The organism is Streptomyces sp. CA2R106 (assembly GCF_037034245.1).
Classification (GTDB): Bacteria; Actinomycetota; Actinomycetes; order Streptomycetales; family Streptomycetaceae; genus Actinacidiphila.
The window spans coordinates 1-15,565 of sequence record NZ_JBAGKC010000053.1 but is presented as its reverse complement, the minus strand read 5'-3'; the positions used below and the strand labels follow the sequence as shown (position 1 = coordinate 15,565).

Sequence of the window (15,565 nt, the reverse complement as noted above, 5' to 3'; positions counted from 1 at the left end):
GGAGGCGAGCCGGCGGCAAAAAAGGGGCTTGAGCGGGTGCCGCCGCGTAAGAACGGCTCGCACGTAACGGTGCCGACACGTAAGAACGGCTCACCGGCTACCACGGGCCGGCCGGGGGGAGGTTGGGTGCCCAGTCCGGGTCCCCTACTCCACGCCGATGAGGAGGGGGGTGGAGGTGTCGCCGCCTTCGTAGGTGACCGTGTCGACGGCGAGGTGGTGGTCGTGGACGTGGGCGCGGAGGCGGTCGGCGAGGTCCGGCGGAGCCGTGGAGCCGAGGATGAGGGTGACGAGTTCGCCGCCGCCGGTCAGCATGCGTTCGAGGGTGCCGACGGCGGTCTCCGCGAGGTCGGTGCCGATGACGGCGACGTCGTCGTCGATGAGCCCGAGGACGTCGCCGGCCTGGCAGATGCCCGCGGTGGTCCAGGACTGGTGCTCGGCGACGGCGAGTTCGGCGTAGCGGGTGGCGCCGGCGGCCGCGGTCATGGCGACCACGTCCTCGTCGAAGCGGCGGCCCGGCTCGTGGACGGCGAGGGCGGCCAGCCCCTGGACGGCCGAGCGGGTGGGGATGAGGGCGACCCGTACGCCGTCGCCCCGGGCCTGTTCCGCGGCCGCGCCGGCGGTGTGCCGCAGTTCGGCGTCGTTGGGCAGCAGGACGACCTCGCGGGCGTGGGCGCGGCGCACCGCGGCGGCGATCTCACCGCTGGCGGGCCGCTCGCCGGGGCGCAGGGCGACCACCGTCGCGCCGGCCTGGCCGTAGAGCGCGGCGAGGCCGTCGCCGCGGACGAGGGCGACGACTGCGCGTACCGCCCGCTCGCCGCGGGAGCGCCGGGCCTGGTCGCCGAAGTGCGTGACCCTGATCCGGTAGGGCCGCCCGGCGTCGATGGCGGCTTCGACCGCGGCGCCGACGTCGTCCACGTGCACGTGGACGTTCCACAGGCCGTCGCCGCCGACCACGACCAGGGAGTCGCCGAGGGCGTCGAGCCGGGTACGCAGGGTCGCCACGGCGGCGTCGGGCGCCTCCAGCAGGAAGATCAGCTCGAACGCCGGGCCGTCCGGCCCGAACTGCCCGGTCTCGGCGCACGGCTCGGGGGCGGGCGGGACGGCCTGCGCGGGCGGGGCGGCGGTGGCCGCCGCGGTGGACGCGGCGGCGGGGGGCTCACCGGTGACGACCTCGCAGAGCACCGCGAGCAGGGCGACCAGGCCGAGGCCGCCGGCGTCGACCACGCCGGCCCGGCGCAGCGCGTCGAGTTGGGCGGGGGTGGCGGCCAGCGCGGCCGACGCGGCGGCGTGGGCGGCGCGGGCGACCTCGGCGGGGCTGCCGCCCGCGGCGCGGGCCGCGTCGGCCGCGCGGGTGGCCACGGTGAGCATGGTGCCCTCGACAGGCCGGGCGACGGCGTCGTATCCGGCGGCGGCGGCGGCCGCGAGCGCGCGGCGCAGGTCGTCCGCGCAGATCCGCCCGTCGGGCCCGGTGGGCGCGGCGAGCGCCCCGTGCATGCCGCGCAGCAGCTGGGCGAGGATGGTGCCGGAGTTGCCGCGGGCGCCGATGAGGGCGCCGTGCGCCAGGGCGCGGAAGGCCTCGGCGAAGGTCGGCACGGCCTCCTCGGCGCCACCGCCCGCCGTGTGCGCGTCGAAGACCGCCTCGACGGCCTGGGCGGCCGATTCCACGGTGAGGTAGAGGTTGGTGCCGGTGTCCCCGTCGGCGACCGGGTAGACGTTGATCGCGTCGATCTCCTCGCGGGCCCTGCCCAGCGCCCGGAGCGAGAGCCGGCACCAGGAACGCACCGCGGCCGCGTCGGGCGTGGGGGGCAACAGGTCCTCCTTGCGGGGCACCGGACCCGTGGTGTTCGGCCGGACGTTCCGGTTGTTCGGCCGCCGCGGGGCTCGGGGGGCTGCTGGTGAGCGTACTGCCGGGCGGCGCCGCGGGCAGGGGCCGAGCACCCGGCGGCGGGCGGGCGGATGCCCGGACCGTGGTAGTTTCGCGGTACGGGAGCGGTCGTTGTATGCTGCTCCGGTTGCCTGGGGTTCTCCCGGGTTTTCTCACCGTAAATGCATCTGAGCATCTGAAGTCTTTGGAGTGACCCGTGGCTGCTAACTGCGACGTCTGCGGCAAGGGGCCGGGCTTCGGCAACAGCATCTCCCACTCGCACCGCCGTACCCCGCGCCGTTGGAACCCCAACATCCAGCGCGTGCGTGCGGTGGTCGGGAAGACGCCGAAGCGCCTCAACGTCTGCACCTCGTGCATCAAGGCCGGCAAGGTCACGCGCTGACCGCAGCGCAGTCCTGGGTGGCCACCTGAAGCCGATCCACCTCGCGGTGGATCGGCTTTTCAGTGTGCCCGCGCGCGCCAGCCGTGGTCGACCGGGCCGATGCCCGCGCCGAGCGGGAAGCCGGCCGCGATGGCGCCCCTGACGTACTCCTTGGCGCGGCCGACCGCGGTGGGCACGTCGTCGCCGAGGGCGAGGTAGGAGGCGAGGGCGCTCGCCAGGGTGCAACCGGTGCCGTGGGTGTGGCGGTTGCCGTGCCTCGGGGCGCGGTACCAGTGCTCCGCGCGGCCGTCGGAGAGCAGGTCCACCGCCTGCTCGGTGTCGGGCAGGTGGCCGCCCTTGACCAGCACCCAGCGCGGGCCGTGGCCGAGCACCGCGCGGGCCGCGGCGCGCATCCCCTCCTCGTCGGTGACCACGATCCCGGTGAGCCAGGTCACTTCGTCGAGGTTCGGGGTGGCCACGGTGGCCAGGGGCAGCAGCCGGGTGCGGACCACCTCGACGGCCTCCGCGCGCAGCAGCGCGTCACCGTGCTTGGAGACGGCGACCGGGTCGACCACCACGGGTACGGCCGGGTCGAGGCCGGCCAGCAGGTCGGCGACGGTGGCGGCGGTCGCCGCGGAGGAGAGCATGCCGGTCTTGACCGCCTGCACCCCGATGTCGTCGACGACCGCGCGGAACTGCGCGCGGACCGCCTCGGCGGGCAGTTCCCAAGCGCCGTGCACGCCCAGCGAGTTCTGCGCGGTGACCGCGGTGAGCACGCTCATGCCGTGCACCCCGAGCGCGAGCATCGCCTTCAGGTCGGCCTGGATGCCCGCGCCGCCGCCGGAGTCGGACCCGGCGACGGTGAGCACCCGCGGCGGCGCCGGATGGGGCGGGGCCGCGAGGTCCACCGGGTCCACCGGGTCAACTGCGGGGTCCGCCGCCGGGTCGTACGCGGTGCCCGCCGCGGGCTCGTCCGTCCTCACTCCCCCGGCCCGAAGTGGTCCCATCCGGCGGCCTTGTCCCACGGCGCGCCGTCGACGGTGACCCGCGGGGTACGGCCGGCCGGCGCGGTGACGTCGCCGATGATCCGCCAGCGGGCCGGGAGTTTCACGTCGCGCGGGAAGGCGGCCACGATGGCGTGGTCCTCGCCGCCGGTGAGCACCCAGTGCAGCGGGTCCACGCCGACGGCCTGGCCGATGTCCGTCATCTGCGCGGGGATGTCGATGGCCGCGGACCGCAGGTCGATGTCCACGCCGCTGGCGGCGGCGATGTGGCCGAGGTCGGCGACCAGGCCGTCGCTGACGTCGGTCATGGCGGTGGCGCCGAGTTCGGCGGCGGCCGGGCCGGCGTGGTAGGGCGGTTCGGGTCGGCGGTGCGCCTCGACGAAGGCGCGCGGCGAGCGGAAGCCGCGGGAGAGCACCGCGAGTCCGGCCGCGGACCAGCCGAGCCAGCCGGTGACGGCGACCAGGTTGCCGGCGCGGGCCCCGCCGCGGGTGACGGCGGCCCGGCTGCGCAGGTCGCCCAGGGCGGTGATGGAGACGGTGATGGTGTCGCCGCGCACCACGTCGCCGCCGACCACCGCGGCGCCCGCCACCTGGCACTCGTCCCGGATGCCGTCCATCAGCTCCACCGGCCAGGTCACGCGCAGGTCGGCGGGCACCACGAGGGCGAGCAGCACCGCGGTCGGCACCGCGCCCATGGCCGCGATGTCGGCGAGGTTCTGCGCGGCGGCCTTGCGGCCGACGTCGTAGGCGGTGGACCAGTCGCGGCGGAAGTGCCGTCCTTCGAGGAGCACGTCGGTGGTGGCCACCACCCGGCGGTCGGGCGCGGCGACCACCGCGGCGTCGTCGCCGGGGCCGATCTGCACCGCGGGGGTGGAGGTGAGGCGGGAGGTGAGTTCCCTGATGAGCCCGAACTCCCCCAGCTCGCCCACAGTCCCCTTCATAGTGTCGTCCCCTCGGTTGTCGGCCGGCGTCCGTGCCCCGGTCCGTTCCACTGCGTTATTCCCGTCAATACAAGGGTCTGGTACCGCGCGGGTCTCCCCGCTGCGCGCGGCGACGCGATAACGTGGCGTCTCCCCTCCCACATGATCCTCGAAGCCGCCCTGGAGGTTCCGTGGTACAGGCGTACATCCTGATCCAGACCGAGGTCGGGAAGTCCTCGGCAGTAGCGGAGGTGATCTCCAAGATCGACGGCGTGATCCAGGCGGAGGACGTCACAGGTCCCTATGACGTCATCGTCCGCGCACAGGCGGAGACGGTCGACGAACTCGGCCGCATGGTGGTGGCCAAGGTCCAGCAGGCCGAAGGCATCACCCGCACACTGACGTGTCCGGTCGTCCATATATAGTCCCCGCCGCTCAAGCCCCCGACGAGCCCCTGGTGCAGGGCTCCTCCCCGCTGTTCCTTATGCTTTCCCGGTGATGTTCCACCGCCGGGTCGTGCTGGTCTCCGTGTCCGCCGCCGCGTGCCTGTCCGCGGCGGCGGTCTACGTGTTCACCGCCTCCGGTAGCGACGACGAGTCCGTCGCCGTACCGGTTCCGAGCGCGGAGGCGGCGGGCTACTGCCGAGCGCTGCACGCGCAGTTGCCGAAGAAGATCGACGGCATGCCCGGGCGCGCGCTCAAGCCGGCGTCCGAGCTCACCGCCGGCTGGGGAGATCCTACGATCGTGCTGCGCTGCGGGGTACCGCGGCCGGCGAACGACGACGACGTGAACACCCCCGGCGCCGAGGTGGGCGGGGTCTCCTGGTCCTGGCAGCAGGACCCGGACGGCAGCGCGCGGCTGACCACGACGCTGCGCAAGGCGTACGTGGAACTGCTGCTGCCGGCCAGGTACGCCCACGACGCGACGCCGCTGGCGGAGTTGGCGCCCGCGGTGAAGGCGACCATCCCCGCCGGCCTGTGACACGGCGCGGCGGGGACGGCTTCGGCGGCGTTGCGGGCGTACCGGGCCTCGCGGGTTTCGCGCGCCTCGCGGACTGACCGGCCCGGCGGCGCGGGCGGTCAGCGCAGGCCGGTGGAGCGGCGCAGCGCCGCCTGGATGAGCAGGTCGATCAGCTCGGTGTAGCCGACGCCGCTCTCCTGCCACATCCGCGGGTACATCGAGATCGGGGTGAAGCCCGGCATGGTGTTGATCTCGTTGATCACGAACTCGCCGCTGTCCAGCAGGAAGAAGTCCGCGCGGACCAGGCCCTCGCAGGACGCGGCCTCGAACGCCTCGACGGCCAGGCGCTGGACGCGCTCGGTCTGCTCCGCGGTGAGCGGCGCGGGGACGACGCCCTCGGCGGAGTCGATGTACTTCGCGTCGAAGTCGTAGAAGTCGCTGCTGGCGGCGGGCGGGATCTCGGCGGGCGCGGAGGCGCGCGGGCCGTCGGCGAACTCCAGCACGCCGCACTCGATCTCGCGGCCGCTCAGCAGGGACTCGACCAGCACCTTGGGGTCGTGCCGGCGGGCTTCGGCGAGGGCCGCGTCCAGCCCCTCGGGCCCGTCGACCTTGCTGATGCCGATGGACGAGCCGGCCCGGGCCGGCTTGACGAACAGCGGCCAGCCGTGGACCTGCGCGAACTGAAGCACCTTGCGGCGGGCGGCGGCCGGGTCCTGGACGAACTCGCGCGGGCGGACCACCGTGTACGGGCCGACCTTCAGCCCGAACGAGGTGAAGATCCGCTTCATGTACTCCTTGTCCATGCCCACCGCGGAGGCGAGCACGCCCGCGCCGACGTACGGCACGCCGGACAGCTCCAGCAGGCCCTGGAGGGTGCCGTCCTCACCGTAGGGGCCGTGCAGCAGCGGCAGGACGACGTCGACCTCGCCCAGTGCCTTGGGCACGGCGCCGATCTCGGTGTAGACGACCTCGCGGTTGGCCGGGTCGACCGGCAGCAGCACCGCGCCGTCGTGGTCGGTGACCTGCTCGACGCTGGGCATGCGCCGGTCGGCGATCGCCATCCGCTCGGGTGCGTCGGCGGTCAGCGCCCAACGGCCCTCGGTGGTGATGCCGATCGGCAGGACGTCGTACTTGTCGCGGTCGATGGCGCGCAGCACGCTGGCCGCGGTCACCACGGACACGCCGTGCTCGGAGCTGCGTCCGCCGAACACGACGGCGACGCGCGGCTTTCGGTGGTAGCCCGGCCGCTCGGAGCGCGGGTCCTGGCTCGGGGGCGTTGGCAGGTTGCTCATGTCGCGTTGACCTTACCGTTCGGGTTTCGCGGAACGTGACATCAACTCCTTGACGGCCACGACGGGAGGCTTCCCGTTGTGCACGATGTCGACCACGGTCTCCGTGATCGGCATGTCGACGCCGTGCCTGCGGGCGAGGTCGGCGACGGACTCGCAGGACTTGACGCCCTCGGCGGTCTGGCTGGTGGCGGCGATGGTCTCCGCCAGGCTCATGCCGCGGCCGAGGTTGTGGCCGAAGGTGTTGTTGCGGGACAGCGGGGAGGAGCAGGTGGCGACGAGGTCGCCCATCCCGGCCAGGCCGGCGAAGGTGTACGGGTCCGCGCCCATCGCCAGCCCCAGCCGGGTGGTCTCGGCCAGGCCCCGGGTGATCAGCGACGCCTTGGTGTTGTCGCCCAGGCCCATGCCGCCGGCGATGCCGACCGCGAGCGCGATCACGTTCTTCACCGCGCCGCCCAGTTCGCAGCCGATCACGTCGGTGTTGGTGTAGGGGCGGTAGTAGGCGGTGTGGCAGGCGGTCTGGATACGGCGGGCGACCGCCTCGTCCCGGCAGGCGACGACCGCGGCCGCGGGCTGGCGGGCGGCGATCTCGGCGGCCAGGTTGGGGCCGGTGAGCACCGCGACGCGCTCGGGGTCGACCTTGGCGACCTCCTCGACGACCTCGCTCATCCGCTTCGCGGTGCCGAGTTCGACGCCCTTCATCAGGCTGACCAGGACCGCGTCGCGGCGCAGCAGCGGCGCCCAGTCGGCGAGGTTGGCGCGCAGCGACTGCGAGGGCACCGCGAGGAAGACGAACTCCGCGCCGGCCGCGGCCTCGGCCGGGTCGGTGGTGGCCGTCACGGTGGCCGGCAGCGTGATCTCGCTGGAGTAGGCGGGGTTGACCCGGGTGGTGTTGATGGCGGCGGTGATGTCGGGCCGGCGGCCCCACAGCGCGACCTCGCAGCCCGCGTCGGCGAGCACCATCGCGAACGCGGTGCCCCAGGACCCGGTGCCGTACACGGCGCAGCGAGCGGTCACGCCGCCCCCTTGCCGTGGCCGCCCTGGCCGCCGCCGGTGTCGGCGCCGCCCGTGCCGTCGGCGGCCGTCGCGTCGTTGTCCTTGTCGGAGGCGGCAGAGGCGGCAGAGGCGGCAGAGGCGGCAGAGGCCGTGGTTGCGGCGGACGCAGTGGCCGCGGCGGGCGCGGCGGCGGATGTGCCGGCGCGCTCCGCGTCCTTGGCCGCCTTGCGCGGGTCGTACAGGCCGTCCGGGGCGGGGATGCCGCGGAGTTCTGCGAGGAGGTGCTTCACATCGGTCATGATGGCCCCGGTCACCTCGCGGAGCACCTCGGCGGTGGGCTCCTTGCCGTGCCAGGCGCTCAGGTCGACCGGCGGGCCGACCAGCACGCGGTGCGTCTTGCGAGGCCAGAAGCTCGGCTTCTTCGCGTACGGCGGCAGGAATTCGTTGCCGCCCCACTGGGCGATCGGGATGACGGGGGCGCGGGTGAGCAGCGCGACGCGGGCGACGCCGGTCTTGCCGACCATCGGCCACTGGTCGGGGTCGCGGGTGAGGGTGCCTTCGGGGTAGAAGGCCACGCACTCGCCCTTGTTGACCGCCTCGACCGCCGAGCGGTACGCGGCCGCCGCGTCGGCGCTGGCGCGCACCACGGGGATCTGCCCGGTGCCGCGCATCACCGCGCCGACGAAGAACGGCTTGAACAGCGACGCCTTCGCCAGGAAGCGCGGAAGGCGACCGGTGTTGTACTGGAAATGCGCGTACAGCAGCGGGTCGAGGTAGGAGTTGTGATTCACCGCCGTGAGGAATCCCCCCTCGGCCGGAATGTTCTCCTTTCCGCGCCAGTCCCGCTTGAAGAGCACGGTGAGCGGGGGCTTGGCGATGGCGGCCGCCAGGCGGTACCAGAAACCGATTCTGCGGCGGGACACCCGGGACTCCTCTTCGTTGCCGTTGGCGCCGCTCAGGGATCGCGGCTACCGAGAGGTTAACGCCAGCGCCCGGCAGCCGAGGGAGCACCTCTGCCACCGGCGGCGGCCGTGCCGGGGGGAGCGGCCGCACAATGGACGGCGTGGATGACGCGAGGTGGTCGCTGGTGGTTCCGCTGAAGCCGCTGGCGGTGGCCAAGAGCCGGCTGGCGGGCGCGGGTGCGGTGCGGCCCGCGCTCGCGCTGGCGTTCGTGCTGGACACGGTGGGTGCCGCGCTGGCGTGCCGGGAGGTGCGGGACGTCACGGTGGTGACCGACGACCTCACCGCGGGGGCGGAACTGGCCGGGCTCGGGGCGTTCGTCGTGGCGGACTCCCCGGCCGCCGGGCTGAACGCGGCGCTGCGGCACGGCGAGGCGGCGGTCAGGTCCCGCAGGCCGCACGCGCCGGTCGCGGCGCTGAACGGCGATCTCCCGGCCCTGCGGCCCGCGGAGCTGGCGGAGGTGCTGCGGGCCGCCGCGGGAGCCTGTGAGCGGGCGTTCCTCGCCGACGCGGCCGGTACGGGGACAACGTTGCTCGCGGCTCCGCCGCGGGTGTCCCTCTCCCCCGGCTTCGGCGGGGCCTCGCGCGCCCGCCATCTCGCCTCCGGCGCCGCCGAGATCACCCTCCCCGCGGCGCCCTCGGTCCGCCAGGACGTCGACACCCCGCAGGACCTCGCGGTGGCGCTGGCGCTGGGCGTGGGCCGGTTCACCGTCGCGGCCGCGGCGGCGCTGACCTTCGAGGGCAGCTGAGACCGGTCCGGGCGGCGTCTAGGCTTGGGCACATGCAAGCCACCGCGTTCACGTTCGATGCCGAGAGCCGCACGGGGAGCGTGCTGCTGGATGACGGCACCCCGCTGGAGTTCGGCGCCGCGGCCTTCGACGCGGGGCAGTTGCGGCTGCTGCGCCCGGGCCAGCGGGTGCGCATCCGCACCGAGGGCACCGGCGCGGAGCGCCGCGTGACCTTCCTGACCCTCCAGACCTTCCCGGACCCGGCGGCGCAATAGCGCGGGCCGGGCACCCCGTGGGAGAGGGGCCCGGCCCGGCGCGGTGGAGCAGGTCGATCAGTGGTGCGGCGAAGCGGCCGTATCACCTGGCGGCGGTGCGCTTCGCGGTCTTGCGGGCGGCGCGCTTGGCCGGCGCCTTCTTCGCGGTGGCCTTCTTGGCGGGCGCCTTCTTCGCCGCCGCCTTCTTCGCGGTGGTCTTCTTGGCCGCCGACTTCTTGGCGGTGGTGGTCTTCTTCGCGGTGGCCTTCTTGGCCGCGGTGGTCTTCTTCGCGGCCGCGGTCTTGGCGGTGGCCGCCTTGCGCGCGGTGGTCGCCTTCTTCGCGGCGGCCTTCTTCGTGGCGGTGCGGGCGGTGGTCGAGGCACCGCCGCTCAGGCTGCCCTTGGGCGCCTTCTTGACCGAGACCTCGCCGCCTCGCGGAAGCTTCTTCGACCCGCTGACCAGGTCCTTGAAGCCCTGCCCCGCACGGAACCGCGGCACGGAGGTCTTCTTGACCCGGACCCGCTCCCCGGTCTGGGGGTTGCGAGCGTAACGGGCGGGACGCTCGACCTTCTCGAACGAACCGAACCCGGTGACCGAGACCCGGTCACCGGAGACCACCGCGCGGACGATCGCGTCGAGAACCGCGTCAACCGCGTCCGCGGCGGCCTGCCGGCCGCCCACCTTGTCGGCAATCGCTTCTACGAGCTGCGCCTTGTTCACGTCTTCCCCTTCGGAAACTTGCCCGGCGAATGAGTACGGGCTGATTTCGCACGCTAGGCGGATATATACCGCAAATCAAATACGAAACGGGCGAATCACCCTTGTGCCGCAACGAACTCGGTGCTCCACGTGATCAGTGATCGGGGATTCCGAGGTCGTCCAACTCAGCCGTTAACACCTCCAGGCGCCGTGCCGCGTCGGCGAGATCGTGCTTCGCCACCGCGGTCACCGCGAGCAGTCGCCGGGTCAACTCCCGCCTTGTCCCGTCCGGGACTTCGGGATGGGCGACGCGCGTGTGCGCCTGCTTCAAACGCGCGGCGAGGACCCCGTAGAGCTCCAGTTGGCCGTCGCGTTCCATGCGTCGATTGTGCCATCTGCGGCGAGTTGCGGCGCATGACAGGGCCAACCGGGTGTTCCGCGGCTGGTTTTCCGTACCCATGGCGGGGTGGCGTCCGGCTCGTCCGGACACGCGAAAGCGCCCCCCACGAGGACGTGGGGGGCGCTTGTGCCGGCGGTGGCGGCGGCGCGGGCGTGCGGCCGCCGAAGGGCGTCAGACCCTTGCGGTGCTGGGCTTCCAGGACGGCCGGGTGCTCTCGAACGCGGCGATGTCCGCTTCGTTGGCGAGCGTCAGGCTGATGTCGTCCAGCCCTTCCAGCAGCCGCCAGCGGGCGTTGTCGTCGAGTTCGAACGGCGCGACCAGCTGCCCCTGCGGGCGGTCGGCGCGCACCTGCCGGGCGACCAGGTCCACGGTGATCTCCGCGGTCGGGTCGGCCTCGGTCAGCTGCCACAGCTCCTCGACGACCTCCTGCGGCAGCACCACCGTCAGCAGCCCGTTCTTCAGCGAGTTGCCGCGGAAGATGTCCGCGAAGCGGGACGAGATCACCGTCTTGAAGCCGTAGTTCTGCAAGGCCCAGACGGCGTGCTCGCGGGAGGAGCCGGTGCCGAAGTCGGGTCCGGCGACCAGGACCGTGGCGCCCGCGTACTGCGGCGCGTTGAGCACGAACGCGTCGTCCTTGCGCCAGGCCTCGAACAGGCCGTCCTCGAAGCCGTTGCGGGTGACCTTCTTCAGCCAGTGCGCCGGGATGATCTGGTCGGTGTCCACGTTGCTGCGGCGCAGCGGCACGGCCCGGCCGGTGTGGGTGGTGAAGGCTTCCATGGCTGCTCAGGCTTCCTTCGAGGCGGAGGGGGCGGGGGCGTCGGACAGGTCGGCGGGCGAGGAGAGGCGGCCGGTGACCGCGGTGGCCGCGGCGACCTGCGGGGAGACCAGGTGGGTACGGCCGCCCTTGCCCTGCCGTCCTTCGAAGTTGCGGTTCGAGGTGGACGCGGACCGCTCGCCGGGCGCGAGTTGGTCGGGGTTCATGCCCAGGCACATCGAGCACCCGGCGTGCCGCCACTCGGCGCCGGCCGCGGTGAAGACCTTGTCCAGGCCCTCCTCGACGGCCTGGAGCGCCACGCGCACCGAGCCGGGGACGACGAGCATCCGCACCCCGTCGGCGACCTGGCGGCCCCGGACGACGCCCGCGGCGGCGCGCAGGTCCTCGATCCGGCCGTTGGTGCAGGAGCCGACGAAGACGGTGTCCACGGCGACCTCGCGCAGCGGCTGCCCGGCGGTCAGGCCCATGTACTCCAGGGCCTTCTCCGCGGCGAGCCGGTCGCTGGCGTCGGCGAACGACGCCGGGTCCGGCACCGACGCGCTCAGCGGCGCGCCCTGGCCGGGGTTGGTGCCCCAGGTGACGAACGGCGCCAACTCGGCCGCGTCGATCCGCACCTCGTGGTCGAAGACGGCGTCCTCGTCGGTCCTCAGCGTCTTCCAGTACGCGACGGCCGCGTCCCAGTCCTCGCCCTTGGGCGCGTGCGGACGGCCCTGGAGGTAGTCGAACGTGGTCTGGTCCGGGGCGATCATGCCCGCCCGGGCCCCGGCCTCGATCGACATGTTGCAGACGGTCATCCGGGATTCCATCGACAGCTTCTCGATGGCGCTGCCGCGGTACTCGATGACGTAGCCCTGGCCGCCGCCGGTGCCGATCCGGCTGATCACCGCGAGGATCAGGTCCTTGGCGGTGACGCCCTCGGGCAGCTCGCCGTCCACCGTGACCGCCATGGTGCGGAACGGGGCGAGCGGCAGCGTCTGGGTGGCCAGCACGTGCTCGACCTGCGAGGTGCCGATGCCGAACGCCAGCGCGCCGAACGCGCCGTGCGTGGAGGTGTGCGAGTCGCCGCAGACCACGGTGGTGCCCGGCTGGGTCAGGCCCAACTGCGGGCCCACCACGTGCACGACGCCCTGCTCGACGTCGCCGAGCGGGTGCAGCCGCACTTCGAACTCCGCGCAGTTCTTGCGCAGCGTCTCCAACTGGGTCCGGGAGACCGGGTCGGCGATCGGCTTGTCGATGTCGAGGGTGGGGGTGTTGTGGTCCTCGGTGGCGATGGTGAGGTCGGTACGGCGCACCCGCCGGCCGTTCATCCGCAGCCCGTCGAACGCCTGGGGGCTGGTCACCTCGTGGATGAGGTGGAGATCGATGAAAAGCAGATCGGGTTCGCCTTCGGCGCGGCGGACGACGTGGTCGTCCCAGACTTTCTCCGCGAGTGTCCTACCCATCGCTGTCCCTCCGGCCCGCGTCGTCGCGGGGCCTACATAGGTGTTGGTGCTGCGCTGTGCGTCCAGCGTGACGCGTTCCCGGGAAAATTGAACTTGCGTTTCACACTCTGAGACGCGAGTATCGTTGCATGGACAACTCTAGCGGCGTCGGCGTTCTCGACAAGGCGGCTCTGGTGCTCAGTGCGCTGGAGTCGGGCCCGGCCACCCTGGCCGGGCTTGTCGGTGCCACGGGCCTGGCCCGCCCCACCGCGCACCGCCTGGCGGTGGCGCTCGAACACCATCGCATGGTGGCTCGCGACATGCAGGGCCGGTTCATCCTGGGCCCGCGCCTGTCGGAGCTGGCCGCCGCGGCCGGCGAGGACCGGCTGCTGGCCACGGCAGGGCCGGTGCTGACGCATCTGCGCGACGTGACCGGGGAGAGCGCCCAGCTCTACCGGCGCCAGGGCGACATGCGGATCTGCGTGGCCGCGGCGGAGCGGCTGTCCGGACTGCGGGACACCGTGCCGGTGGGCTCCACGCTGCCGATGAAGGCCGGCTCCGCCGCGCAGGTGCTGATGGCCTGGGAGGAGCCCGAGCGGCTGCACCGCGGGCTCCAGGGCGCCCGGTTCACCGCCACCGCGCTGTCCGGGGTGCGCCGCCGGGGCTGGGCGCAGTCGATCGGCGAGCGCGAGCCCGGGGTCGCCTCGGTCTCCGCGCCGGTGCGCGGGCCGTCCAACCGCGTGGTGGCCGCCGTGTCCGTCTCCGGGCCGATCGAGCGGCTCACCCGGCACCCGGGCCGGATGCACGCCCAAGCCGTCGTGGAGGCCGCCGGGCGGCTCAGCGAGGCCCTGCGCCGCTCCGGCTGAGCCCGGGGAGACCGGGAGACCGGGGGACCTGGGGAACCGGAGAGACCTGGGACACGGACACACGAAGAAGCCCGCCGCGGTCCGCGGCGGGCTTCTCGTCGTATGTGGCGCCGCTTCCGGCGCTGTCGCTTCGATGCGTACCCCCGACCGGATTCGAACCGGCGCTACTGCCTTGAGAGGGCAGCGTGCTAGGCCGCTACACAACGGGGGCCCTGGCGATCCTCGCGTCGTCCGCACCGGGTGCGACCCGGCGGGGACGGAATGAAAGGATCTGTACCCCCGACCGGATTCGAACCGGCGCTACTGCCGTGAGAGGGCAGCGTGCTAGGCCGCTACACAACGGGGGCTCGCACTTGTGAAGTGCTGCTGGGGTACCAGGACTCGAACCTAGAACAACTGAACCAGAATCAGCCGTGTTGCCAATTACACCATACCCCACCAAAACGCAACCCCGGTAAGGGATCTTGTTCGGTTTGCGTCTCCGTTCCGGGCTTTGCCCTGTCCGGCGGCGCAGGAAGAACATTACCCGATCCGGGACGGCGCTCCAAAACGAGTATCGCCAAGTCCCCCCGGAACCGGGCCGGTGCGCCGTCAGGACGCACCGGCGGCCCCGCGCGGCACTAGCGCAGCCGGGCCATCAGGGCGTGCTCGACGAGCGTGATCAGCGCGCTCTTCGCGTCGCCGCGGTTGCGGGCGTCGGTGGTGATGATCGGCGCCTCCGGGCCGATCTGGAGCGCCTCGCGCACCTCCTCCGGCCCGTACGGCTGGTGGCCGTCGAAGCCGTTGAGCGCGATCACGAACGGCAGTCCGCTGTTCTCGAAGTAGTCGACCGCCGGGAAGCAGTCCGCAAGTCTCCTGGTGTCCACCAGGACGATCGCGCCGATCGCGCCGCGCACCAGGTCGTCCCACATGAACCAGAACCGGTCCTGCCCGGGCGTGCCGAACAGGTAGAGGATCAGGTCCTCGTCGAGCGTGATGCGGCCGAAGTCCATCGCCACCGTGGTGGTGGTCTTGTCCGGCGCGTGCGTGAGGTCGTCGATGCCGGCTGACGCGGAGGTCATCACGGCTTCGGTGCGCAGCGGGTTGATCTCCGAGACGGCACCGACGAACGTGGTCTTGCCCACGCCGAATCCGCCCGCCACCACGATCTTCGCGGAGGTGGTGGCGCGGGCCGGACCGCTAGAGCTTCCGAAGTCCACTGAGCACCCTTTCAAGCAGTGTCACATCAGGCTGGCCGCCCGCGGCCTCGTCGCCGCCGGGCTGATGGATCGCGACGAGTCCGGCCTCGGCCAGGTCGGCGACGAGAATGCGGACCACCCCGAGCGGAATGGTCAGCAGCGCGGAGATCTCGGCAACCGACTTGACCTCGCGGCACAGCAGGCAGATCCGCTGGTGCTCGGGGAGCTGCCCGCGCAGCCGCTCCGGGTCGGCGGTGGTACTGACCAGCGCCTCGATGGCGAGCTGGTAGCGCGGCCTGGTCCGGCCGCCGGTCATGGCGTAGGGGCGGACCAGTCCTGAGGGCGTGCGTGAGCGGCCGGTGTCGTGCCGGTCCGGCTGCCCGCCGTGGCCCTGGCGTTCCTGGCCGTACTCCTGGCCGTAGTCCTGGCCCTGGTGGCCGTGGACCTGGTGCGCCTGGACCTCCTGGTGGCCGGGCGCGCCCGGGACCCGGCCCTGCGGTGGCGGGGCCTGCGGTGGGGCGTACGGCTGGATGCGCGGCTGGCGGTAGGGCGTGCCGGGCTGCCCGGGCCGCTGCTCCGGCTCGGGCTCGGCCGGGTAGCCGTACGGCTGCGCCGGCTGCTGGTGCTGGTTGCCGTACGGGTCTCCACCGGGGGAAGTGCTCACTGGTCCTCCTCCTGAAACGGCCGCGCGGCCGCCTGAGCACCTGGCAGGTGCCCGGGCCGGCCCGCGGCCCATGCATTAGTTGAGCAGGCTGCCCTGAAGTTCGGCGCGGAGGTCGGGGGTGAGGACGCTACCGGCCCGGTCGACGAGCAGGGCCATCTCGTAGCCCACCAGGCCGATGTCGCACTCCGGATGCGCCAGCACCGCA

General features: G+C 73.0%; 18 protein-coding genes, 3 tRNA genes and 1 pseudogene. 6 read left to right on the top strand and 16 right to left on the bottom strand.

From position 1 onward, the window contains the following. Nucleotides 1-144 precede the first annotated feature (144 nt). Nucleotides 145-1,809 carry a DAK2 domain-containing protein gene (locus WA788_RS34565; RefSeq protein ID WP_335984324.1) on the bottom strand — a complete coding sequence of 555 codons (1,665 nt, stop codon included), beginning with the start codon at nt 1,807-1,809 and terminating at the stop codon, nt 145-147. Between the two features lie 272 nt (nt 1,810-2,081). Between WA788_RS34565 and rpmB the strand changes: the two genes are divergently transcribed. Continuing rightward, nucleotides 2,082-2,267 carry a 50S ribosomal protein L28 gene (gene rpmB / locus WA788_RS34560; protein ID WP_093737864.1) on the top strand — a complete coding sequence of 62 codons (186 nt, stop codon included), beginning with the start codon at nt 2,082-2,084 and terminating at the stop codon, nt 2,265-2,267. A 59-nt stretch (nt 2,268-2,326) separates the two neighbouring features. Here rpmB and thiD read toward each other — a convergent pair whose 3' ends face one another. Together thiD and WA788_RS34550 are read right to left on the bottom strand one after the other, a co-directional pair. Then, entirely contained in the window at nt 2,327-3,154 is an 828-nt protein-coding gene (thiD, locus tag WA788_RS34555; protein WP_335984328.1) for a bifunctional hydroxymethylpyrimidine kinase/phosphomethylpyrimidine kinase, read from the bottom strand. 71 nt (nt 3,155-3,225) lie between these two features. Next, the gene (locus WA788_RS34550) at nt 3,226-4,191 is read right to left on the bottom strand and encodes a thiamine-phosphate kinase (protein ID WP_335984322.1); all 966 of its coding nucleotides are present in this window, start codon (nt 4,189-4,191) and stop codon (nt 3,226-3,228) included. Nucleotides 4,192-4,361: 170 nt separating this feature from the next. Between WA788_RS34550 and WA788_RS34545 the strand changes: the two genes are divergently transcribed. Beyond that, nucleotides 4,362-4,595: an Lrp/AsnC family transcriptional regulator gene (locus WA788_RS34545; protein ID WP_202236430.1), complete on the top strand. Its 234-nt coding sequence runs from the start codon at nt 4,362-4,364 to the stop codon at nt 4,593-4,595. 73 nt (nt 4,596-4,668) lie between these two features. Next, nucleotides 4,669-5,151, top strand: a complete 483-nt coding sequence (locus tag WA788_RS34540) for a DUF3515 domain-containing protein (protein WP_335984326.1) — start codon at nt 4,669-4,671, stop codon at nt 5,149-5,151. 98 nt (nt 5,152-5,249) lie between these two features. On the opposite strand, the gene WA788_RS34535 is transcribed toward WA788_RS34540, so the two are convergent. The 3 genes from WA788_RS34535 to WA788_RS34525 are packed head-to-tail and all read right to left on the bottom strand — an operon-like array spanning nt 5,250 to nt 8,338. Next, on the bottom strand, nt 5,250-6,422 hold the full coding sequence (locus WA788_RS34535) for a D-alanine--D-alanine ligase family protein (RefSeq protein ID WP_335984320.1): 1,173 nt from the start codon (nt 6,420-6,422) through the stop codon (nt 5,250-5,252). Nucleotides 6,423-6,434: 12 nt separating this feature from the next. Further along, the gene (locus WA788_RS34530) at nt 6,435-7,436 is read right to left on the bottom strand and encodes an NAD(P)H-dependent glycerol-3-phosphate dehydrogenase (protein ID WP_335984319.1); all 1,002 of its coding nucleotides are present in this window, start codon (nt 7,434-7,436) and stop codon (nt 6,435-6,437) included. Then, nucleotides 7,433-8,338 (bottom strand): lysophospholipid acyltransferase family protein, encoded by a 906-nt coding sequence (locus WA788_RS34525; RefSeq protein WP_335984317.1) that lies wholly within the window; start codon nt 8,336-8,338, stop codon nt 7,433-7,435. The genes WA788_RS34530 and WA788_RS34525 overlap by 4 nt, the downstream gene beginning before the upstream one ends. 131 nt (nt 8,339-8,469) lie before the next feature. On the opposite strand from WA788_RS34525, the gene cofC reads away from it, so the two are divergent. Both cofC and WA788_RS34515 read left to right on the top strand, forming a co-directional pair. Next, a complete protein-coding gene (gene cofC / locus WA788_RS34520; RefSeq protein WP_335984315.1) occupies nt 8,470-9,123 on the top strand; it encodes a 2-phospho-L-lactate guanylyltransferase in 654 nt (217 codons plus the stop codon). A gap of 32 nt (nt 9,124-9,155) precedes the next feature. Beyond that, a complete protein-coding gene (locus tag WA788_RS34515) occupies nt 9,156-9,377 on the top strand; it encodes a hypothetical protein (RefSeq protein ID WP_335984314.1) in 222 nt (73 codons plus the stop codon). An 82-nt stretch (nt 9,378-9,459) separates the two neighbouring features. Here the strand turns inward: WA788_RS34515 and WA788_RS34510 are convergent, their stop codons facing one another. The 4 genes from WA788_RS34510 to leuC all read right to left on the bottom strand — a co-directional run bounded on the left by WA788_RS34510 (nt 9,460) and on the right by leuC (nt 12,673). Next, on the bottom strand, nt 9,460-10,077 hold the full coding sequence (locus WA788_RS34510) for an HU family DNA-binding protein (protein WP_335984312.1): 618 nt from the start codon (nt 10,075-10,077) through the stop codon (nt 9,460-9,462). Nucleotides 10,078-10,210: 133 nt separating this feature from the next. Then, on the bottom strand, nt 10,211-10,435 hold the full coding sequence (locus WA788_RS34505) for a hypothetical protein (protein ID WP_335984310.1): 225 nt from the start codon (nt 10,433-10,435) through the stop codon (nt 10,211-10,213). Nucleotides 10,436-10,627: 192 nt separating this feature from the next. Beyond that, on the bottom strand, nt 10,628-11,233 hold the full coding sequence (gene leuD, locus WA788_RS34500; protein ID WP_335984308.1) for a 3-isopropylmalate dehydratase small subunit: 606 nt from the start codon (nt 11,231-11,233) through the stop codon (nt 10,628-10,630). A gap of 6 nt (nt 11,234-11,239) precedes the next feature. Further along, a complete protein-coding gene (gene leuC / locus WA788_RS34495; protein WP_335984306.1) occupies nt 11,240-12,673 on the bottom strand; it encodes a 3-isopropylmalate dehydratase large subunit in 1,434 nt (477 codons plus the stop codon). A 128-nt stretch (nt 12,674-12,801) separates the two neighbouring features. Here leuC and ndgR point away from each other — a divergent pair, with 128 nt between their 5' ends. Continuing rightward, nucleotides 12,802-13,518 carry an IclR family transcriptional regulator NdgR gene (gene ndgR, locus WA788_RS34490; protein WP_335984305.1) on the top strand — a complete coding sequence of 239 codons (717 nt, stop codon included), beginning with the start codon at nt 12,802-12,804 and terminating at the stop codon, nt 13,516-13,518. A 138-nt stretch (nt 13,519-13,656) separates the two neighbouring features. On the opposite strand, the gene WA788_RS34485 is transcribed toward ndgR, so the two are convergent. From WA788_RS34485 to WA788_RS34460, 6 genes and pseudogenes are all read right to left on the bottom strand, one after another. Next, nucleotides 13,657-13,729 (bottom strand) — tRNA-Glu (locus WA788_RS34485). A 63-nt stretch (nt 13,730-13,792) separates the two neighbouring features. Next, nucleotides 13,793-13,865, bottom strand: a tRNA-Glu gene (locus tag WA788_RS34480). A gap of 19 nt (nt 13,866-13,884) precedes the next feature. Further along, nucleotides 13,885-13,956, bottom strand: a tRNA-Gln gene (locus WA788_RS34475). A 182-nt stretch (nt 13,957-14,138) separates the two neighbouring features. Next, nucleotides 14,139-14,717 (bottom strand): GTP-binding protein, encoded by a 579-nt coding sequence (locus tag WA788_RS34470; RefSeq protein ID WP_202236420.1) that lies wholly within the window; start codon nt 14,715-14,717, stop codon nt 14,139-14,141. Continuing rightward, entirely contained in the window at nt 14,698-15,360 is a 663-nt protein-coding gene (locus WA788_RS34465; RefSeq protein ID WP_335984304.1) for a DUF742 domain-containing protein, read from the bottom strand. Before WA788_RS34465 ends, WA788_RS34470 begins: the two co-directional genes overlap by 20 nt. Before the next feature lie 75 nt (nt 15,361-15,435). Continuing rightward, nucleotides 15,436-15,565 (bottom strand): annotated as a pseudogene (locus tag WA788_RS34460) (roadblock/LC7 domain-containing protein); the annotation flags it as partial.

Bases quoted from the DNA above. Each gene is read 5' to 3' on its own strand.
- WA788_RS34550 (WP_335984322.1), bottom strand. From the start codon at position 4,191: ATGAAGGGGACTGTGGGCGAGCTGGGGGAGTTCGGGCTCATCAGGGAA.
- WA788_RS34540 (WP_335984326.1), top strand. From the start codon at position 4,669: ATGTTCCACCGCCGGGTCGTGCTGGTCTCCGTGTCCGCCGCCGCGTGC.
- WA788_RS34535 (WP_335984320.1), bottom strand. From the start codon at position 6,422: ATGAGCAACCTGCCAACGCCCCCGAGCCAGGACCCGCGCTCCGAGCGG.
- cofC (WP_335984315.1), top strand. From the start codon at position 8,470: ATGGACGGCGTGGATGACGCGAGGTGGTCGCTGGTGGTTCCGCTGAAG.
- WA788_RS34515 (WP_335984314.1), top strand. From the start codon at position 9,156: ATGCAAGCCACCGCGTTCACGTTCGATGCCGAGAGCCGCACGGGGAGC.
- WA788_RS34505 (WP_335984310.1), bottom strand. From the start codon at position 10,435: ATGGAACGCGACGGCCAACTGGAGCTCTACGGGGTCCTCGCCGCGCGT.
- leuD (WP_335984308.1), bottom strand. From the start codon at position 11,233: ATGGAAGCCTTCACCACCCACACCGGCCGGGCCGTGCCGCTGCGCCGC.
- leuC (WP_335984306.1), bottom strand. From the start codon at position 12,673: ATGGGTAGGACACTCGCGGAGAAAGTCTGGGACGACCACGTCGTCCGC.
- ndgR (WP_335984305.1), top strand. From the start codon at position 12,802: ATGGACAACTCTAGCGGCGTCGGCGTTCTCGACAAGGCGGCTCTGGTG.